At 52.8% G+C, this 19,654-nt stretch carries 17 protein-coding genes; 10 read left to right on the forward strand and 7 right to left on the reverse strand.

Features of this window, described 5'->3' with window-relative positions; all coding sequences use genetic code 11:
- Positions 1-3 precede the first annotated feature (3 nt).
- The 4 genes from AC07RN_RS06255 to AC07RN_RS06270 form a co-directional block, all read right to left on the reverse strand.
- Positions 4-1,542, reverse strand: a complete 1,539-nt coding sequence (locus AC07RN_RS06255; RefSeq protein WP_478335897.1) for a methyl-accepting chemotaxis protein — start codon at positions 1,540-1,542, stop codon at positions 4-6.
- A gap of 186 nt (positions 1,543-1,728) precedes the next feature.
- Complete coding sequence (locus AC07RN_RS06260; RefSeq protein WP_478335898.1) at positions 1,729-2,397, reverse strand: GntR family transcriptional regulator; 669 nt, start codon at positions 2,395-2,397, stop codon at positions 1,729-1,731.
- A 255-nt stretch (positions 2,398-2,652) separates the two neighbouring features.
- Positions 2,653-3,693: an NADP-dependent oxidoreductase gene (locus AC07RN_RS06265; protein ID WP_478335899.1), complete on the reverse strand. Its 1,041-nt coding sequence runs from the start codon at positions 3,691-3,693 to the stop codon at positions 2,653-2,655.
- Between the two features lie 65 nt (positions 3,694-3,758).
- Complete coding sequence (locus tag AC07RN_RS06270; protein WP_478335900.1) at positions 3,759-4,334, reverse strand: helix-turn-helix domain-containing protein; 576 nt, start codon at positions 4,332-4,334, stop codon at positions 3,759-3,761.
- Positions 4,335-4,482: 148 nt separating this feature from the next.
- Here AC07RN_RS06270 and AC07RN_RS06275 point away from each other — a divergent pair, with 148 nt between their 5' ends.
- Positions 4,483-4,998 (forward strand): N-acetyltransferase family protein, encoded by a 516-nt coding sequence (locus tag AC07RN_RS06275; RefSeq protein WP_478335901.1) that lies wholly within the window; start codon positions 4,483-4,485, stop codon positions 4,996-4,998.
- Positions 4,998-5,447: a DMT family transporter gene (locus AC07RN_RS06280; RefSeq protein WP_012017495.1), complete on the forward strand. Its 450-nt coding sequence runs from the start codon at positions 4,998-5,000 to the stop codon at positions 5,445-5,447. Before AC07RN_RS06275 ends, AC07RN_RS06280 begins: the two co-directional genes overlap by 1 nt.
- Before the next feature lie 3 nt (positions 5,448-5,450).
- Here the strand turns inward: AC07RN_RS06280 and AC07RN_RS06285 are convergent, their stop codons facing one another.
- On the reverse strand, positions 5,451-5,684 hold the full coding sequence (locus AC07RN_RS06285) for a YdcY family protein (protein ID WP_012017496.1): 234 nt from the start codon (positions 5,682-5,684) through the stop codon (positions 5,451-5,453).
- Positions 5,685-5,734: 50 nt separating this feature from the next.
- Positions 5,735-7,333, reverse strand: a complete 1,599-nt coding sequence (locus AC07RN_RS06290) for an ABC transporter substrate-binding protein (protein ID WP_478335902.1) — start codon at positions 7,331-7,333, stop codon at positions 5,735-5,737.
- A gap of 283 nt (positions 7,334-7,616) precedes the next feature.
- Here AC07RN_RS06290 and AC07RN_RS06295 point away from each other — a divergent pair, with 283 nt between their 5' ends.
- From AC07RN_RS06295 to AC07RN_RS06330, 8 genes are all read left to right on the forward strand, one after another.
- Positions 7,617-9,005: an SrfA family protein gene (locus tag AC07RN_RS06295; RefSeq protein ID WP_478335903.1), complete on the forward strand. Its 1,389-nt coding sequence runs from the start codon at positions 7,617-7,619 to the stop codon at positions 9,003-9,005.
- Between the two features lie 4 nt (positions 9,006-9,009).
- Positions 9,010-11,991: a virulence factor SrfB gene (locus AC07RN_RS06300; protein ID WP_478335904.1), complete on the forward strand. Its 2,982-nt coding sequence runs from the start codon at positions 9,010-9,012 to the stop codon at positions 11,989-11,991.
- A complete protein-coding gene (locus AC07RN_RS06305; protein WP_478335905.1) occupies positions 11,988-14,162 on the forward strand; it encodes a virulence factor SrfC family protein in 2,175 nt (724 codons plus the stop codon). The genes AC07RN_RS06300 and AC07RN_RS06305 overlap by 4 nt, the downstream gene beginning before the upstream one ends.
- A gap of 17 nt (positions 14,163-14,179) precedes the next feature.
- Complete coding sequence (locus AC07RN_RS06310; RefSeq protein ID WP_478335906.1) at positions 14,180-14,608, forward strand: RidA family protein; 429 nt, start codon at positions 14,180-14,182, stop codon at positions 14,606-14,608.
- A 345-nt stretch (positions 14,609-14,953) separates the two neighbouring features.
- Positions 14,954-15,937: a DUF1852 domain-containing protein gene (locus AC07RN_RS06315; protein ID WP_478335907.1), complete on the forward strand. Its 984-nt coding sequence runs from the start codon at positions 14,954-14,956 to the stop codon at positions 15,935-15,937.
- 28 nt (positions 15,938-15,965) lie between these two features.
- A complete protein-coding gene (locus AC07RN_RS06320; protein WP_012017503.1) occupies positions 15,966-16,997 on the forward strand; it encodes a methionine synthase in 1,032 nt (343 codons plus the stop codon).
- Positions 16,998-17,242: 245 nt separating this feature from the next.
- Positions 17,243-17,440: a hypothetical protein gene (locus AC07RN_RS06325; protein ID WP_407437904.1), complete on the forward strand. Its 198-nt coding sequence runs from the start codon at positions 17,243-17,245 to the stop codon at positions 17,438-17,440.
- A gap of 1 nt (position 17,441) precedes the next feature.
- Complete coding sequence (locus tag AC07RN_RS06330; protein WP_012017504.1) at positions 17,442-18,209, forward strand: hypothetical protein; 768 nt, start codon at positions 17,442-17,444, stop codon at positions 18,207-18,209.
- Between the two features lie 62 nt (positions 18,210-18,271).
- On the opposite strand, the gene AC07RN_RS06335 is transcribed toward AC07RN_RS06330, so the two are convergent.
- Positions 18,272-19,654 carry a glycoside hydrolase family 28 protein gene (locus tag AC07RN_RS06335; RefSeq protein ID WP_478335908.1) on the reverse strand — a complete coding sequence of 461 codons (1,383 nt, stop codon included), beginning with the start codon at positions 19,652-19,654 and terminating at the stop codon, positions 18,272-18,274.

A 19,654-nucleotide genomic window follows, 5' to 3' on the forward strand; every position in this document is an offset into this window, starting at 1 on the left:
TTTTTACGCGGCTCTGGCGTTCTGTTCTAAGCGGAAGGCCGCTACCAGTGACTCCAGCAAGCGCGCCTGATCTTCCAGCGCTCCCGCTGCTGAAGATGATGCTCCCACCAAAGACGCGTTCTGTTGCGTCGTGCTGTCCAGTTCCATTACGGCGCGGGATATCTGCTCAATTCCGCGGCTCTGCTCCTCAGACGCCGACGAAATTTCGCCCATAATATCGTTCACGCGCGTGACGGAATGGACCACCTGCTCCATGGTTTGCCCGGCCTTGGTCACCAGATCGCTGCCCGTTGTAATGCGCGAGACGGATTCACTGATCAGCAGTTCGATATCTTTCGCGGCCTGCGAACTGCGCTGGGAAAGACTGCGAACTTCACTGGCCACCACGGCAAATCCACGGCCCTGTTCCCCGGCACGCGCGGCTTCGACGGCGGCGTTCAGCGCCAGAATATTGGTCTGGAAAGCAATGCTGTTGATCACAGCGGTAATGTCGGCGATTTTCTTCGAACTGGTGTTGATATCACTCATGGTGCTGACGACATCGCGCATCACGCGTCCGCCTTGAGTGGCGGTCTGTGACGCTTCCGCGGCCAGTTTGCTGGCGTGGCGCGCGTTATCAGCGTTGTTTTTCACCGTTGCCGTTAACTCTTCCATACTGGCAGCCGTTTCCACGACCGCGGCAGCCTGCTGCTCAGTGCGTGACGAAAGATCGGTATTTCCCTCGGCAATCTCACTCGCGGCCAGCGACACCTGCGCGACGCTGGTACGCACTTCGCCAATCATGGCACGCAGCTTGTCGTTCATGCGCCCCATCGCGCCCGTCAATTTACCGAGTTCATCATCACCCTGCGGGTGAATATCCGAACTCAGATCGCCACTGGCAATCCGTTCAGCCAACTGCAGATTGTGTCTAACCGGATGGGTAATCTGACGGGTCACCCACCATGAAACCAGTATGCCAAACAGCACGGCGACGACACCGACAATTGCGGTAATAGTGCTTGAGCTGTTGGCGAGGGAGTCGTTATGGATTTTCACCATAGCGATAATTTCGCGAATGGACGCGCTGCTGTCATCACCTGCGGTTTTGACTTTATCTTCGGCAACTTTTAGCGCTTGCTGCGCGGTTGTATCGTCTTTATTCGCGTTAAGCGCGGCCATTGCAGTTTGCATTTCGGCAACGCTGCTTTCAAAACGCGTCAGGTTTTCGGCAATAGCATTAATAATGACGCCTTCCTGAGGAGTCCATTCCAGTGTTTTTGCTTCTGCTGTTATTTCCGCCGCGTGTTTAACGTATTTTGCCATTAGCTGGCCCGATTTTTCGTCTCCGTTATACAGAAATTTAAGACGATTAATCTTGGCCTGAAAAACTTCGATGTTAACGTTATAAATAAGGTTGGTTTGTTGATAGACGTCGCGAATTTCTTTAAAGCGTAATACGCTCATGATGGTTGATACCGCCACCAGCAGCAATACCAGACCAAACCCCGCCGCGAGCTTTCTGCTCATTTTTATATTACGTAATCGTTGGCTGAAACTCATCTTCCTGCTCCTCAAAAGGCAAACGTGCCTGATCCTTTATCGGCAGGATTTTCGGTTAATGCATAGCCATCTGGTCTTATCTGTCACAGAAATGAAATAACGTTCCCGGCAAACATTCGTCACCGGGAAAATAATTAAGAAGGGAGATAGTTTATATATAAAACTAAAACTGAATTAAATGACTCCCTAACTAAAATATTGTTGTAATAAGAGCGCTGTTGACTCATCAATCAGTTTATCTATCGCTTTTTGACAGGCAACGACATCACCGCGCTCGAGATCGTCCAGCAGTTGATCGTAACGATAAGGGTATTTCGCGATGTCGTGTTCATCTTCATGAAGATAGTTAAAACAGGGACCAATGCGCACCCAAAGTTGTTCAATCAGCGAGGTCAACGTTGGCATATGGGCAAATTCGTAAAGCCTGAAGCGAAATACGCGGTTAGCATGCAACGCACGTTGTGCATTGCCGTTACGCATCGCTTCATGAAATTTCTCTGCCAGATCGCGTAATTCTTGTACTTTGCTGGCAGACATATTTTCACATGCTGCCGCTACCGCCATGGTTTCAAGCTGTTTACGAATGGCGTTAATTTCGGTGTAGCGTTCCAGAGTGATTTCCGGTACCAAAAATGCCTGAGCGGGGGTCGCTTGTAATGCCCCGGAAGACACCAGTCGCAACAATGCCTCACGCACAGGAGTGATACTGGTGCCTAATTTATCAGCAATTTCTTTTGTAATAAGTCTCGCACCGGGTTTAAGTGCGCCAGCAATCAGCGCTCCCTTAAGACTGACCTCCACCTGCATAGTGAGGCTCAGACGTTGTGCTTTTTCCAAGTTTTCCAAATCAAGCATGTTAATTTCCTTCTGCTTAAAATAAGCGCTATTCACCGCCCCGTTTTGCCCCCTAACGGTGCTCGCCAGATATATCCTGTATTTTCATGCCTGGTGTTGGGAATGTCGCAAAAAAAATCAAGACCTAAAAATGATGTTAATTCACACCGCTCATCTCACTCTATCGAGAGAGTGGATGGCTATGCTTGTATTATTAAAGACATTATAGTCAAAAATTAAGAATATATTATGGCGGATAATTCCGCCATATAAGCCTCAGTCATTATCGTTCGCGACGCGAATGACAACTTTGCCGAAGTTTTTACCTTCCAGCAGCCCGATAAATGCCTCAGGTGCTTTCTCCAGCCCTTCTGTCACCTGTTCCCGGTAGTGAATTTTGCCTTCTTTAATCCAGCGCCCCATCTCGGTCTGGAATTCATCAATACGATGACCGTAGTCCTGAGAGATGATAAATCCCTGCACGCGGAGACGTTTTTTCAGAATTGTCCCCATCAGCAACGGTAAACGATCCGGTCCGGCTGGCAGTTCGGTGGCGTTATAGCCACTGACCAGGCCACACACGGGGACGCGCGCGGAGGTGTTTAGCAACGGCAACACCGCATCAAAGACTTTCCCGCCGACGTTTTCGTAATACACGTCAATGCCGTCCGGGCATGCTTGCGCCAGTTGTTGCGCAAAATCATCAGCGTGATGGTCGAGACAGCGATCGAATCCCAGCACTTCAACGGCATGACGGCATTTCTCCGCGCCGCCTGCCACGCCAACGACGTAACAGCCTTTAATTTTGCCGATTTGCCCGACGGTTGCGCCGACCGGTCCGGTTGCAGCGGCGACCACCAACGTCTCGCCAGATTTAGGCTGACCGATATCCAGCAACCCCATGTACGCCGTAAAGCCCGGCATCCCCAGAATCCCAAGCGCCCACGAAGGATGCTCAAGATTTTCGCCAAGCTTAACAAGCCCTTTGCCGTCGGACAGGTCATACTCCTGCCAGCCGCTGTAGCTCAGCACCCATTCACCTTCTTTATAATCGGGGTGCCTGGATTGCTCCACGCGACTGACCGTACCGCCCACCATCACCGCGCCAATTTCAACTGGCGGCGAATAAGACGGCGCATCGCTCATACGACCACGCATGTAGGGATCGAGTGACAGCCAGATGGTGCGCAGCAACACTTGCCCTTCAGCTGGCGCAGGGACGGATTGTTCTTCTAAGCGAAAATTGTCCGCAACCGGCGCACCGTGCGGGCGTGACGCTAGCACCAGACGACGGTTTGTTTTTGCAGATTGACTCATGGTTCGCTCCTTTTTTTACAAATGACCTTTAAGACTAGACCCTGTTTGCGGTGACTGCCTTAACATTACGAGCCCGATTGATTCAGCCGAACCACCAGATAAACGCATGGCAGCTGGCGTTCATTGATAAATCGGCAGTCGTTGGGCGGCCCCAATTCCAGACAATCCCCCGCCTGCATTTCATGGCGGGTCTCTCCCTCCTGGAACACCAGTTCGCCCGATTGCAACCAGATCAGCTGCCGCGCCAGCGCATACGAGGACGCAGGCATAGGCACATCGCTGCCCGCCGGGAGCTCAACCTGGACCAAATCGATAGGCAAATCGGTACGCGGTGAAACATGACGTCGCAGATACTGGCTTTGCGGATCGCGCCAGACCGGTTGATTCGCGAAGCGCAGCAGTTTGCCCTCTTGCATTTCCGCGCGGGCAATCAACGTCGACATGCTGATACCGAACGCACCGGAAAGACGGGCCAGAAGCGTCGCTGTCGGGCTGCTTTCACTGCGTTCAATCTTGTGGATCATGGCGCGAGACACGCCCGCCCGCTCGGCGAGTTCGCTCAGTGACCAGCCGCGCGATTCGCGCTCGAGGCGAATGCGCGCACTGATCCGGTGATTCATATCGTCTGGCATAGTATTCATGACGTCATACTATAGTGTATGAAATCGATTTCAACGCCCTGTTCATAACAAAAAAATATGGCTTATGCTGTCGTGTTTTCCAACGTCGTTTATATAATATTGTGATAAAAGTGTACCACTATAGTGAACACTCTATTCTGAGGTCCTCATGATCATCCGCCATGCCAGTAAAGAAGATTGCGCCGCTATCGGCGAGATTTATAACCACGCCGTTGCGCACACTGCCGCTATCTGGAATGACACCACCGTCGATACCGAGAACCGCATTGCGTGGTTTGAAGCTCGCACGTTGATGGGGTATCCGGTGCTGGTCAGTGAAGAAAATGGCGTGGTCACGGGCTATGCGTCATTTGGCGACTGGCGTGCATTTGACGGATTTCGCCATACGGTCGAACATTCGGTCTACGTTCACCCCGACCATCAGGGCAAAGGAATTGGCCGTGAGCTGATGAAAGCGCTGATTGGTGAAGCGCGAAATATCGGCAAACACGTTATGGTGGCGGGAATTGAGGCACAAAATCACGGCTCAATTCACCTGCATAAGACGCTCGGATTTGTGATTACCGGGCAAATGCCGCAGGTCGGGACCAAATTTGGCCGCTGGCTGGATCTCACCTTTATGCAGCTCCAGCTTGACGAGCGCATCGACCCGGACGCTATCTGATGAATCAGTCATTGACGCTGGTCTTTCTGGTCGCCGCCGGGATTGGTCTGGTGGTGCAAAATACGCTGATGGTGCGCATCACCCAGTCATCTTCCACCATTTTGATCGCGATGCTGCTGAATTCGCTGGTCGGCATTGTGTTATTCGTCAGTATTTTACTGATTAAAAATGGCGTGGCGGGATTCAGCGAACTGGCGTCGACAATTCGCTGGTGGACGTTGATTCCAGGTTTACTGGGATCGTTTTTTGTCTTTGCGAGTATAAGCGGTTACCAGTACGTTGGAGCAGCCACGACAATTGCGGTGCTGGTGGCCAGTCAGTTAATTGGCGGGCTGGTGATGGACGTGCTGAAAAGTCAGGGAATCCCCCTGCGTGCGCTGATCGGCCCGATTTGCGGTGCGGTTTTACTGGTGATTGGCGCCTGGCTGGTTGCCCGACGCCAGTTTTAAACTTTACAGGATGGTCCCGCCTTTGGTGAGCTGCTCCTGTCGCGCTTCGGCATCTTCTTTGTAATGCTTGCCGTGATGGGCAATGGCGTTGCGCAGGCGCTGCTGCTGGGTATAACGATCTTCACGGCTGAGTTCCGCGTCCTCGCTCAACTCAACCAACAATTCATTCATATGCGTAATAACACTTTCTTCCACAGCGGCATCCACACGCGCTGTCACTTCATCCAGATGTGACATTGTCACTCCTTATGTGTCTTTCCTCTCCCTTTCGGGAGAGGACATGTTCATTAGTTCAGCTTCGCTTTCGAGAAATCGCTGCCCATCAGGCTGACGCTATAACCCGTCACGTTGCTGCGCGTGGCGAAGAAGGTTTTGCCGTTCGCCAGCGCAATCCACGGCGCTTGCTGGTAGAAAATTTCCTGCGCCTGACCGTAGAGCTTGGCACGTGCGGCCGGGTCACTGGTCAACTTCGCTTTCTGCACCAGATCATTGTATCCCTTATCGCACCAGCGCGCGGCATTTGAACCTGTTTTGATGCTGTTACAGCCCAGCAGCACATCCGCAAAGTTATCTGGATCGCCGTTATCGGACATCCAGCCAAACAGCGCAGAATCATGCTCGCCTTTACGCATACCAGACAAGTATTCACCCCACTCATAGGAGACAATCTTCGCCTTCACACCCACTTTCGCCCAGTCGTTTTGGATCATCTCCGCGATACGGCGGGAATTCGGGTTGTAAGGACGTTGAACCGGCATTGACCACAGCGTCACTTCCGCGCCCTGCTCCAGCCCAGCCTGCTTCAGTAGCGTTTTCGCCTTCTCAGGATCGTAGCTGTAGTCCTTCAACTCTTTGTCATAGCCCATCATATTTGGCGGAATCGGTGACTTCGCCACCGTACCGGAGCCCATAAAGACGGCGTTCACGATCGCTTTTTTGTCCGTGGCATAGTTAAGCGCCTGACGCACCAGCACGTTATCAAACGGTTTTTTCTCGGTATTAAACGCCAGATAGCCGACGTTCAGCGCATCAACAGAGTGCAGCGCCAGATCGTTATTCTTCTTAATCACATCAAATTGCACCGGTGATGGCGCAGGAATGATCTGGCATTCGTTGGTTTGCAGCTTCGCCAGGCGGGTTTCGACGTTTGGCGTGATGGAGAAAATCAGGTGCTTGGTCGGCACTTCGCCATCCCAGTAATTTGGGTTCGCGATATAGCGGATCAGTGAATCGACTTTGTACTGTTGCAGCACATAAGGGCCTGTACCGATAGGCCAGGTGTCCACGTTGTCCGGCGTGCCTTTTTTCAGCATCACGTCCGCATATTCCGCAGACAGAATCGAAGCAAAGTCCATTCCCCAGTCCGCCAGGAACGCCGCATTCGGTTCGGTTAATACAAACTGAACGTGATAATCATCGACCTTTTTAACGTCCTGAATCAGTTTATCCAGGCCGACATCATTAAAGTATTCGTAGTTGCCCTTCGACACATTATGGTACGGGTGCTTAGGGTCTTTCTGACGCATCACCGAGAAAATAACGTCATCGGCGTTAAAATCGCGCGTCGGTTTGAAGAATTTGTTGCTATTGAATTTCACCCCTTTACGCAGGGCAAAAGTATAGGTTTTGCCGTCGGGTGAAATAGTCCAGGACTCCGCCAGGGAAGGAACCGGCGTATTTTTCACCGGATCAAAGTTGATCAGACGGTTATAAAGCACCTGTGAGCTGGCGACGAATGACGGGCCTGAACTGGCAATTTGCGGGTTAAACGACTCTGGTGAGGCTTCAGAGCAATAAATAATGGTATCGCTTTTTGCCGCCCACGCAGCACTTGCCGGTAACAGTGTGCTCAGCGCGAATGCGAGCAGCGTTTTCCCTGTAGACATGGTTATAAGCCTTTTCAATTTTATTATATAGAGGGTTAATAACAGCACAGGGACGGAACAGTGGCAAATAACGAAACACTATCAGGTTATTCTAAAGCAGATAATTTCGCTGGTTTTCTCGCCACGACCCGCGCATTGATTTGCCTTAAGTGCCATTGTTCGTCAAGCACTACCGTCATTTTCTATGCGTTAAGAAATCACCCCTTTTGGCGTCTCTTCGCCCGTTTGCTTGCCCTCCGATTTCGTTAAAGTAGAGGCGTGAAAAAGTCTACAGGACCAAATCGTGGCAAAAACACTTTTACGCAGCGGCAATCTGGATGATTTTCAGGCCGTTGGCGGCGGCGGTCAGGCCGTATTTGAATCAGCATTGCAAATCCGTGAGGCGCTTCGCCTGCGCAAACAACAGGCGATCGTCGATTGTCTGGCCATTCCGCAAGTTAACGACGGTGGCGATCGCGTTGACTGGTATTCTCCCGTGGATGGCGCGGTCACCGGCTGGAGCGCCGCCGACGAAGACGCGCGCTTCCGCGCCCTGCGCTACCTGGAAAACACGATCTCCAGCGTTGAATCGCTGAGTAAAAAGAGCCTTCAGTCGCCTAAAACTGCGCAGCAGCTCTTTGGGTCTTTGCTTTCCAAAGCATTCCAGTTCCCCGGTGAAAATTTTATTTTCCTGATTGAAGGCAAGCCCGTTATCGCGTTTTGGGGATTTGTAAACCTCAATGAGAACGCGCGCGAGGATGTTCTGGATTGCCTGCGCGAATCACTCGCGCCTGAGCCGATGCCTTCTCCGGTCGAAGAAGAGCCAGAACCGGAACAGCTTCCGGTGGTGACCTTTGAGGAAGCGGACGCTCCACTGATTGCCCCAACGCCTGCGCCAGCCGTTGTGCCAGCGCCTGTAACCACGGCGGTGCTGCGCGTTACGGAAGATGATTTGTACGATGCACAGCCTGCCAAATTAGCAACGAGTGAGCCGACTGCGCCCGCTCAGCCTGAACCGGCCGCCGTGACGAAAAAGCGTCGCGTTCCACTCTGGACATTGCCGGTTGCGGCGGTGATTGTCGCCGCCGTCGCGGCACCACTGCTGTGGCCGAAAGCGGCACCGTCAGCCGATCCTGTTCCGACACCTGCGCCTGCGCCTGCGCCAGTGGCTATCGCGCCAAAACCGGTACAGCCAGTAGCCGAAATCGCCATGAATTTGCCGCTCCATCAGGCCGAAATTTTGCCTGTTGCCGCGCCCGCCATGACGCCCGCGCCAGTAGAAGAAGCAGTGATCATTTCAGCTATTCCAAAAGATGCGCTGGTGATGGACGCCATGCAGGTGAAAACCGGTTCGACCAAATTCCTCAATGGGACCTGGCGCGCACTGCTTGACGTAAAAGACCCCATTACCGGCAAACCACCGTCAATGCGTTATCAAATTCAGAACAATAAAGGCACGGCGCGTGTGGTTCACGGCGATAATGTTGTTTGCCGAACGGACATTTTCTCGGGGCTGCACAGTAACGGCGAGCTGATGATTAAAAGTCGCGGCAACGCGCGCTGCTCGGATGGTTCTCGCTACCCGATGCCAGAGATTGCCTGTAAAGCAGGGACTAACGACGTGGCAGAATGTACTGCCCGTTATGATGCCAAAACCGTCGTTCCGCTGACGTTCAAGAAAGCAGGTGCCTGATTCTATGCTGGTAAATCTTTGCGACTACAAACAAAGCGTCACGCTGATTGCGAACAGCGGCGTACAGTTTCTCGATTTCGGCCTGACGCCGCAGGACTCGGCCAGCCACGGGCGTTTTGTGCGTAAAACCGCCAACGGTCCCCTGCTGCGTCTGAATTACGATTTGGTGAATGGCCGCTATACCCTGCCAGGCGCGAGTGGCGGACATCCTGAAGTGGTGAAGCCGGAAAACACGATCCTGCTGCATCAATCGCTGACGGTGCTCGACGGCGTCTGGTTGCCGGTGCCTTTCTTACGCTTTAACCCGCCGCGTACGTTTGTGGACGGCCCGGACAACTGGGCGCGCGTTCAGGTGCGTAAGCTCGACACCCCTGACGGCGCAGGCAATACCCACCGTGTGACCTTTGCCCTCGACAGTCAAATTGCCGAACACGCCACCCACGGATTGTCGCCAGTCGAGAACGATATTCTCAACGGCACCCGTTTCGCGCTGGCGTGGCGTGATGAGGAAGTACTGAATTTCCTCGATCAGACCTGGATTGACGGCTGGTTGCGCGAAGCGTTCACCGGCTATGCCACGGGCGTAGAAAACCGCTCGGATCGCGACCTGCAACAGGCCATGCGCGGCTTTGAGTATCAGGCCCACTGGCTCAACCTGATGACCATGCTGGGCGAGCAAATCACCGTCCCGGAAGTCAAATTCGTCACGCACACGCTCAGCACACCGGCGATCCCCGTCGATTTGATTCTGGATGTCGGCAACACCCACACCTGCGGCGTAATCATTGAAGATCATGGTGACGCCAACGACGGTTTACGCCAGACAGCCGAACTGCAGGTGCGCTCGTTAAGCGAACCTCAGTTCCTGAACGAGCCCCTGTTTACCAGCCGTCTTGAATTTTCTGAAGCCCGTTTCGGCAAGCAGCATTTCTCGGTCGAAAGCGGACGTGAAGACGCGTTCGTCTGGCCGTCTATCGTCCGAGTTGGCGATGAAGCGCGCAAGCTGGCGATGCAACGCCTGGGAACCGAAGGCAACAGCGGCATTTCTAGCCCGCGCCGCTATCTGTGGGATGAAACGCCGGTGGTTCAGGACTGGCGCTTTAGCCAGATGAATAGCAAAACCCAGCGCGAGCCGCTGGCGACCGCCTTCCCACTGATGAACCTAATGAACGATGACGGGCAACCGCTGTTTACCCTGCCTCAGGATGAACGCTTACCGGTCTTTTCACCGCAATACAGCCGCAGCACGCTGATGACACATATGCTGTGTGAATTACTCGCGCAGGCGCTGGGTCAGATCAACAGCGTCGCCACGCGCTTGCGTCTGGGCTTCCCGGCCTCGCCGCGACAGCTCCGCACGCTGATCCTCACCCTGCCGTCAGCCATGCCAAAACAAGAGCGCGAAATATTCCGCCGCCGTATGTTTGAAGCTATCGCAATTGTCTGGAAAGCGATGGGCTGGCACCCGCAGGATGAGGATTTTGCCAGCCGCAAACAGCAGGATAAAAGCGTAATTCCCGTTCCGGAAATCCAGATGGAATGGGACGAAGCGAGTTGCGGACAACTGGTGTGGCTCTATAACGAAGCCATTTCCCATTTCGGCGGTCAGACGGAAGCGTTCTTTGCTTCCCTCGCCCGTCCGGATCGCGAAGCCGAACCGAATGCATCGCCAGGCCGTGCGTTGCGTGTCGCCTCGATTGACATCGGCGGCGGCACGACCGATATGGCGATCACCCATTATCAGCTTGATGATGGCTCCGGCAATAACGTGAAAATCACCCCGCAGCTGCTGTTCCGTGAAGGCTTTAAAGTGGCGGGCGATGACACGCTGCTGGATGTGATTCAGCGCTACGTCCTGCCTGCGCTGCAAACGCAGTTGCAGAAATCCGGCATTGCCGACGCGTCCCTGCTGATGGCGTCGCTGTTTGGCGATTCCGGACGCATTGATACCCAGGCGGTATTGCGCCAGCAAACGGCGTTGCAGCTGTTTATGCCGATTGGCCATGCCATTCTGGCGGCCTGGGAAAGCAGTGATATCGACGATCCGCTGGCGGGTTTGCATGCCACCTTCGGCGATCTGCTGTCGCAAACACCAACGCGCAACGTGATGAACTATCTGCAACAAGCAATTGATCATGCGCTGCCCGCAGGCTCTGCCGCCTTTGATCTGTTTGCCGTTCCGCTGCACGTGAATTTCCATGAAATGCAGGATGCGATGCTGGCGGGACAGTTTACGCTGGCCGCCCCGTTGCACGCGGTTTGTGAAGCGATTTCACATTATACCTGCGATATTTTACTGATCACCGGACGCCCAGGCTGCCTGCCAGGCGTTCAGGCATTGATTCGCCACCTGCAACCGGTGCCGGTGAACCGCATCGTCTGGCTGGATAAATACCGCGTCCATGAGTGGTATCCGTTCAGTCAGCAAGGCCGAATTGGCAATCCAAAATCAACCGCGGCGGTCGGGGCAATGCTGTGCAGCCTCGCCCTCGACCTGCGTTTGCCGCGCTTTAATTTTAAGGCGGCCGATATTGGCGCTTACTCTACCGTGCGTTATCTGGGTGTACTGGACAACACGGTTAATACGCTGCGCGAGGAAAACGTCTGGTATCAGAATATCGATCTGGACAAACCTGGCGCGAAGCTCGACACCAAACTGCATTTTCCACTGCGCGGCAACGTGACGCTGGGATTCCGTCAGCTGGAAAACGCACGCTGGCCAGCTACGCCGCTGTATACCCTGAGTATTAACTCTGCGGAACTGGCAAAAGCCATCGCCGGAGACGGCGTGCTGAACGTGCGCCTTAAGTTGACCGGTGGAACTAAACAAGAAGGTCCGGAAGCCTTTGAGCTGAGCGATGCCTGGCTACAGGACGGTACTCCGGTTCCGCCTGATGCATTAACCTTTAAACTGAATACCCTGGCTGACCGCCGTCATAGCGGAAGTCATTACTGGATCGACAGCGGGAGCGTATATCTGAAATGACAGCGAAGACTGCCACCACTCAGGCCTTAATCGGGTGGATCAATGAGACGCGCCTGCACGCCCCGATGCTGGATAATGACGCCGACGCGCTGCTGGCCCGACTGACCTCGGTGCAGGCGCGTGAACAGGCGCTGGACCGCGCTATCGCCGGGCACAGCAGTATCGGATTGTATGGTCACTCTCAGGCCGCCAAAGCGCATCTGCTGGTTGCGCTGTGCGGAAGCGGCAGCGGACGACTGGATGTCGCGCCCGGTTTACGTACCTTTGACTATTTTTCACACCTGAATCCCGGGCATGCGCTGACCAATATGGCCGTGCGCTTTACCCCGTTCACACCGGCGGTGATGGACGATGCTTTCCCTATCCGTTTGAGTCTTGTTACCGAAGCCGAGCTGGTTCAACTTTTCATTGCGCGCACTACCGTGCAGGGGTTGATTCGTCCGGTTGAGAAATCGGTCATAGAAGCGCGTGTGGAAAAATGGCGCGCACTGCGTCAGCCGCAGGGTGTGCCGGGAATGACGGTACAAGAAGTCGGTGCCATAGCCCGATTCTGGCGAAGCACCGTACCGGGATCAGAACAGCAAATGGATGATGCCCTGTGGCACCAGTTTGCGCAGCTCATTCCGTCCCTTGATTTAAGCACCCGCGCCAGCGTCTGGTCGCTGTTATGGGGCGAGCAACAGGAACTGACACAGCAGTGGCTGAAGCTGGCGCACGTTCTGCATCAAACCGGCCATGCCAGCGAACTGGCCGCGCCGTTGAGTCTTTTGGTTGATAATTTTGGCCTGCCGAGCGAGGGATTCCTGACGCGCGGTGAGTTCACCTCTCCTGAAGCGCAGGAGGCCGTGCTGCATCCGCTGAACGACGGCGAGATGTTGAATGCCATCAGTATTCCCGTCGACGTCCTGGCGTTTTTGACCCGCGAACTGGTCCTCCCGGTTGAAAACAGCGTGCTGGAAAATGTCGATATTATTGATATCCCTGCCCCTTCCGATACCGAATTGTCGCCGCTGGCGCAGGCAAAATATGTCTGGTTGCTGGAGCATTATCGCCAGCAGATGCAGCCGGATGTGCTGGTGATTTGCAACGCGACCGCGCAGCACGAGCAGACCGCCAAAACGGCAAAAGCCCTGCTCAACTGGGTCAAAGAGACGCAAGCGGGTGAAGAGTCTGCGCTGCCGGGGCTGGTCTGGGCGATCACCCCGCATGATGCGCGCTTCACCACCAAACAAAATCTGGATGAAGCCGTACAACAGCTGCTCGGTAAACCGGGCCAGCGTTGGGGGACGTTGCAGGCTCTTGATGCACACAGCATGCAGCGCGTCGTGGAATGGCTGATACAGGCGACGCTCCCCACACAGCGTCAGTCGCGGCTTCAGGCTTTGAAAACAGCACAGCAACGTGAACGACGTGCCTTGATGCAGAGCTATCTCGCGCCTGCGACAGTAAAACCGGAAGCACAGCGCACTCAGGCTGAAGCCATGGTCCGCGCATTACAGAATAGTGCTGCGCGCCACGGCGAACTGCTGGAGGGCTTGCTGCCCCCGCTTAAAGCATTCGAAACGCTGCTTGCCGTTCAGCAGCCGCGTGAAGAACAGGTTAACGGGCTTTTCACCGACGTTATCGACCTGTTTGCTGATAATGCCAGCGAGGCTGGTGATGTTTACCAGACCAAAGATAAAGCGCGTCTGGCGCATCGCGTTTGGGTCAATCATCTGCGTCAGTGGAGTCGCAATGACGCGGTGGCCAGCAGACTGGGCCTGGACATCAACGTGCTGCCGCAGATAGCGGATACGCTGGTGTTGAGCAGCTACCGACTGGATCTTCCGAAGATGCTGCAGACCATTGTCGAAGCGGATAAAAGCAGCGCCGCCCAGCTGCACGCAGCGATTGGGAATTTCATCGGCTGGCTCGGTTACGCGCAGACCCCTGAGTCGTCTCGCCCGGCGAGCCGCGTGCGTAAAGGTCAGGCTATTTTCGTGACGCCAGTGGTCAGCAACACAACGCCACGACTCACCCGCCTGGGCGAGCAACCGGTTCATGCTGCGACGATTTATGTCTATGATTGGCTGGTCGCACTCTACACGCGCGCAATTGAAAATATTGGGTATCAACATCCGCACGACATCACGCCTGCAGCGCGTAAAACGTTACTGGCAATTGTAAAATAGCGCCTGGCGCAGGAGGAATGATGACAGATACGCTAAACACGCCAGGGGGGAATTACGTCCCTGTCATTATTCAGGATGGTCTGGCGTACGTGAGCGGTCAGCTGCCGCGCCGGGGAGAAACGTTGCTGTACACCGGTAAGGTCGGCGCTGAGGTGGATCTCGCCAGTGCACAGGAGGCGGCCGCGTTTTGCGCAGATTTGTGCCTGGATGCAGTCGCACAGGCGGTGGGTGGTGATGATAAAATCGTGCAGGTGTTGAAAGTGGTGGGGTATATCGCTTCAGCGCCAGGATTTATTCAGCAGTCGCAGGTGATGAATGGCGCGTCCGATCGGCTCGTTGAACGACTTGGCGCCCGCGGACAACACGCCCGCACTTCCGTTGGCGTCGCCGAACTGCCTCGCGGAGCGCCCATTGAGCTTGAGATGGTTGTGGCCGTCAGGCAGTAATCACACATTAAAATTGCGTTGATTGAGGCTCTGTCAGGGGTCTCATTCCTTCCGTTTGTTTTATCTCCCCCGCAAGCCTGTCCACCTCACTGATTCCCGCTGTACGTCGCGCGGGTTTAAACCGCTTTAGCATGACAAAATTTGCGCGTGACCGCGATCATGAAGAAACCTCATGTTGTCGTGAAATTTAGTCGCTTCCCCTCGCCCATCGGCTCTGGCATAAAAGATGCAATGTTAACGAATTGGCAACATGAAAACGGATCATCCACATTCTGGAACATCCTCAAATAAAATCAGTTTTTATGTCAGCACTTTTTATATCAGCACTCTGGAAGCGAGATTACTATGAATAAAAATTTCACATTCACAATTAAGCACAGTCGCTTCGATGAGAATTATAACCCTTCAGAAAATACGCGTATTACCACTAACTTTGCAAATCTGGCGCGCGGCCAAAACCGTCAGGAGAATTTACGCAATACATTGGCGATGATTGACAATCGCTTCAACACATTAGCGCACTGGGATAATCCTAAAGGCGATCGTTATTCTGTCGAACTCGACATCATCACCGTTGAGATGAATATTGATGTTGATGGTAATCGCACTCACTTCCCTGCGATTGAAATACTGAAAACCAATATTCTGGATAAGAAAACGCATCAGCGTATCGAAGGGATTGTCGGTAATAATTTCTCTTCCTACGTGCGTGATTATGACTTTAGCGTGGTGCTGTTGGATCACAATAAAGATCAGGCTGAGTTTACCATTCCCGCTAATTTTGGCGATTTGCATGGCAACATCTTCAAATATTTCGCAAATTCAAGCGAATACAAAGCCAACTTCAGCAAGCCTCCGGTGATCTGCCTGAGCGTTTCGAATAAAAACAGCTATGAACGCACCGGAAATGAGCACCCTGTTTTGGGCTTTGAATACGCGCAAAATGGCTCTTCGCTGACTGAAGAATATTTCAAAAAAATGGGTTTGCAGGTTCGCTACTTTATGCCGCCAAACAGCGCTGCGCCGTTGGCCTTCTTTTTCTCCGGTGATCTGCTGAATGACTATACGTTTATTGAACTGATCGGCACCATCAGCACCATGGAGACATTCCAGAAAATCTATCGCCCTGAAATTTACAATGCTAACTCGGTCGCTGGGCAATATTATCAGCCTAACCTGAATAATCAGGATCATTCATTAACCAAAATTGTTTACGATCGAGAAGAACGCAGCCAGTTAGCGATTGAGCAGGGGAAATTTACTGAAACGCATTTCATCAAACCCTATAAAAATATACTTGAGAAATTTTCTGCTCCTTGTGCGCTTTAATTAATTAAAAATAAAAAGGTCACCTGTTATGAAAACATTGCTCCCAACATCGACGGCTGGCAGTTTACCTAAACCGTCCTGGCTTGCTCAACCGGAGACCCTGTGGTCTCCGTGGAAACTGGAAAATGAAGAATTAATCGCGGGAAAACAGGACGCACTGCGTTTATCTCTGGACGATCAGCTGCGGGCCGGCATCGATATCGTCAGTGATGGCGAGCAAACCCGTCAACACTTTGTCACGACCTTTATCGAGCATCTCAGCGGCGTGGATTTTGAGAAACGCGAGGTTGTTAAAATCCGCAATCGTTATGATGCCAGCGTTCCAACAGTCGTCGGTGCAGTCGCTCGCCAGAAGCCCGTGTTTGTTGAAGATGCCAAATATTTGCGTCAGCTCACCACGCAGCCGATTAAATGGGCGTTGCCTGGGCCGATGACGATGATCGATACGCTTTATGATAATCACTATAAAAGCCGCGAAAAACTGGCCTGGGAGTTTGCCAAAATTCTCAACCAGGAAGCCAGAGAGTTAGAGGCTGCGGGTGTCGATATTATCCAGTTTGATGAACCCGCCTTTAATGTGTTCTTTGACGAGGTGAATGACTGGGGAATTGCGGCCTTAGAACGCGCCATCGAAGGCCTTAAGTGCGAAACGGCTGTCCATATCTGCTACGGATACGGCATCAAGGCCAATACCGACTGGAAAAAGACGCTGGGATCGGAGTGGCGACAGTACGAAGAGGCTTTCCCAAAACTGCAAACCTCGAATATCGATATCATTTCACTGGAATGCCACAATTCACACGTTCCTATGGATCTGCTTGAGCTGATTCGCGGTAAAAAAGTGATGGTCGGTGCCATCGACGTGGCGACCAATACCATTGAGACGCCAGAAGAAGTGGCCAGTACATTACGAAAAGCTCTTCAGTTTGTTGATGCCGACAAACTCTATCCTTCGACTAACTGCGGTATGGCGCCCCTCTCTCGTCAGGTTGCCAACGGCAAGCTCAATGCACTGAGTGCCGGTGCTGAGATTATCCGCAGAGAACTCGCGACGAAATAACGTCTCTAGAGATTGCTAACACGAGTTTCTTTCACGAATCTCGTTGAATTATGTCCGCTTTTGCCGTCACGCCACGTATCGAATAACATCGGCCAAAAGCAAAAGCGGAAAATTCCCCTTTCCCCAACCAACCATTCGTTCTCCTCCATCAGTCCCAATAAAATATAGATTTTCAGGATTACCTTATGGCGACACCGGCATGAGTCGACCAGGCTTATCCTTTTTGTTTATAAGGATGCCAGGCGATGAAACGCTTATTCATGTCGGTTTTCTCCAGCCCAGAGTCGTTACTGCAGGTGATGAGTCAGCAGGAGATTATTGAAGCTGTTGAGGACGGTGACCGTATTATTATTGACCAGGATGGAAATGCCTCGGTTAACTTCAAGAGCAAAGAGGTGCGGCAAGACTTCCTGCGCCACGTTAATGCTCTGAAGAGGGCTTAATATGGGAACGGCAATATTTATGGTGCTGATGGTCTGCGGATATTGGTATACCAGTCGCGATCTCTCCACCCGTTTTAAAATCAAGCGCTCCTTCGGTTGGGATGTCTATTTTCTTGTCGCTCTGTATGGCTGTATTTTCGTGTTGCAGGGCGTGATCGCCACCGGGCTGCTCTGGTTGCTGCTGCTTGGGCTTTCTTTCGCCGATAATCGGTTCCATTTTACCTCGCAACACTACGCCAACTGGCAAATCGATTTTATGAACTGGAGCTTTTTGGGTATTCAGGCTCCGGTGATCCTCATGTTGGCCTTTGCGATCATCTTTTGTCTTTATCGTTCCAACTGGGCTGGCAGCGCCCGGCTGGACGGCGAAGGCAGGAAACAGTTGTATAAACGCCTGGCGCGTTCGAGCGGCATCGAACAGCTGCTTTATCAATGTATGGAAGAAGGCGAACTGGCGATGGTGACGCTTAAATCGCGGCGGATTTATATCGGGATGATACATACCGCGACGCTGGAATATGAAAAGACGGCGAATATCGTACTGATCCCGATGCTCAGCGGCTATCGTGATGGCAAGAAAATGGATATGCGTATTGAGCACAACTACAGCAAGTGGTACGCCGAACATGACATTACGCTCGATTCAGAACCCAGAAGCGCAATGGCGTTCCGCAGGGTAATTATGCTGGATCAGATTGAAAGCCTTTCGCTGTTTGATCCCGCCAGCGCAAGCGCGTTGGACATGGAACAGCGGCCTGACACGGTGTGATGGTGAGCAGGACAGACTGTACGCAGCGCACGGTTAGCGTGCAGTCGTCCTTTTACGGCACGTTATTCTTGAACGATAGCGCCAGCATCTTTCTTGATCTTCGGCCCTTCTTTCACGCTCAGATTAAGCCCTTTGGTTTCCAGTTCGGCATGACGAATGCGCAGTCCCTGGGCGGCCTCAATATTGACATTCGTAAAGTGGAAACCGCTGAGCGGGGCTTCCGGCGTACCAATGATATAGGCGGCCGCTTTACTATCGCCAGTAGAGGTTAAATTCTCCACGGTGATATTACTGAAGTGCGGCGTTTTATATTTGTCGAAGGGCTGTTTTGGATCGCTGTCTGGCGGATAAATTTGTTCGCCGAGCGTAAAACCGCCCTCCTGAAGCAATTTTTCAACTTCAGCTTCAACAATAGGCGCGGCTTTATAATAGGCGGAAAAGACAAGGGGTACTTCGACGTTGTGCATTTTGGTGTTGCGATACACAATATTTTTTACCTCACCGCCCTTCCCGCGCGGACTTTTAATTCGGATGCCGTACATCGATCCTTCAAAGGTATTATTTTCCACTAACACGTTATTCACGCCGCCTGCACTTTCACTGCCAATGGAAATTCCGCGGCCTTGTTTCAAGGTATTATTGGCAATATAGATGTTATCCACCACGCCATCCGGGAAACGGGGATCGGATTTTTCAGCTTTGATGGCGATATGATCGTCATTGCAATCGATATAGTTATTGGTGATACGAATATTCTGACTGTCGATAGGATCAATGGCGTCCGTATTTGGCGCATGCCATGGAGAAAGAATTCGCGTACCGTTGATATCAACATCGTGCGCATAGCGAGTCACGACGTGGAAGCTTGGCGAATGGGTTAATGTGACGCCATCGATCAGAACGTTATGTGAACGCGTGATGTAAATCAGCCGTGGACGGTCGGTACCGCCTTTTTTACCGGTCGCGCGGATGTTTTCTCTCCAGCGCTCCCACCACACAGCGCCCTGGCCGTCGATGGTTCCTTCACCGACGATAGCGACGTTTTGCGCGTCTGCAATACTGATAAACGGCAGCCAGCCGTTTTCCGCTTCGGCATATTTCGATTTCTCATCTGCACGATATGCAGCGACTTCGGTTGAAGCCACCAGCGTGGCGTCTTTTTCCAACTTCAGCTGAATGTTGTTTTTCAGAAACAGCGGACTGGTTAAGAAATTGCCCTTCGGCACCAGTACGGTCCCGCCACCCGCGGCAGCGCAATCATCAATGGCTTTTTGAATGGCCTCAGTATTCAGCGCAATTTGCAGGCGATGGCCTTCAGCTCCGTATTGCGTGATATTACAAAGTTTATCCGGAAACTTTACTGAACTCGCTGCCTGCGCGAGGTGAAAAGGTAATATGCCGACAGCCGCCGCCGCGACCCACAGAGGGAGAGTACGAGTGGACAT

The organism is Lelliottia sp. GFLA7, assembly GCF_056490165.1.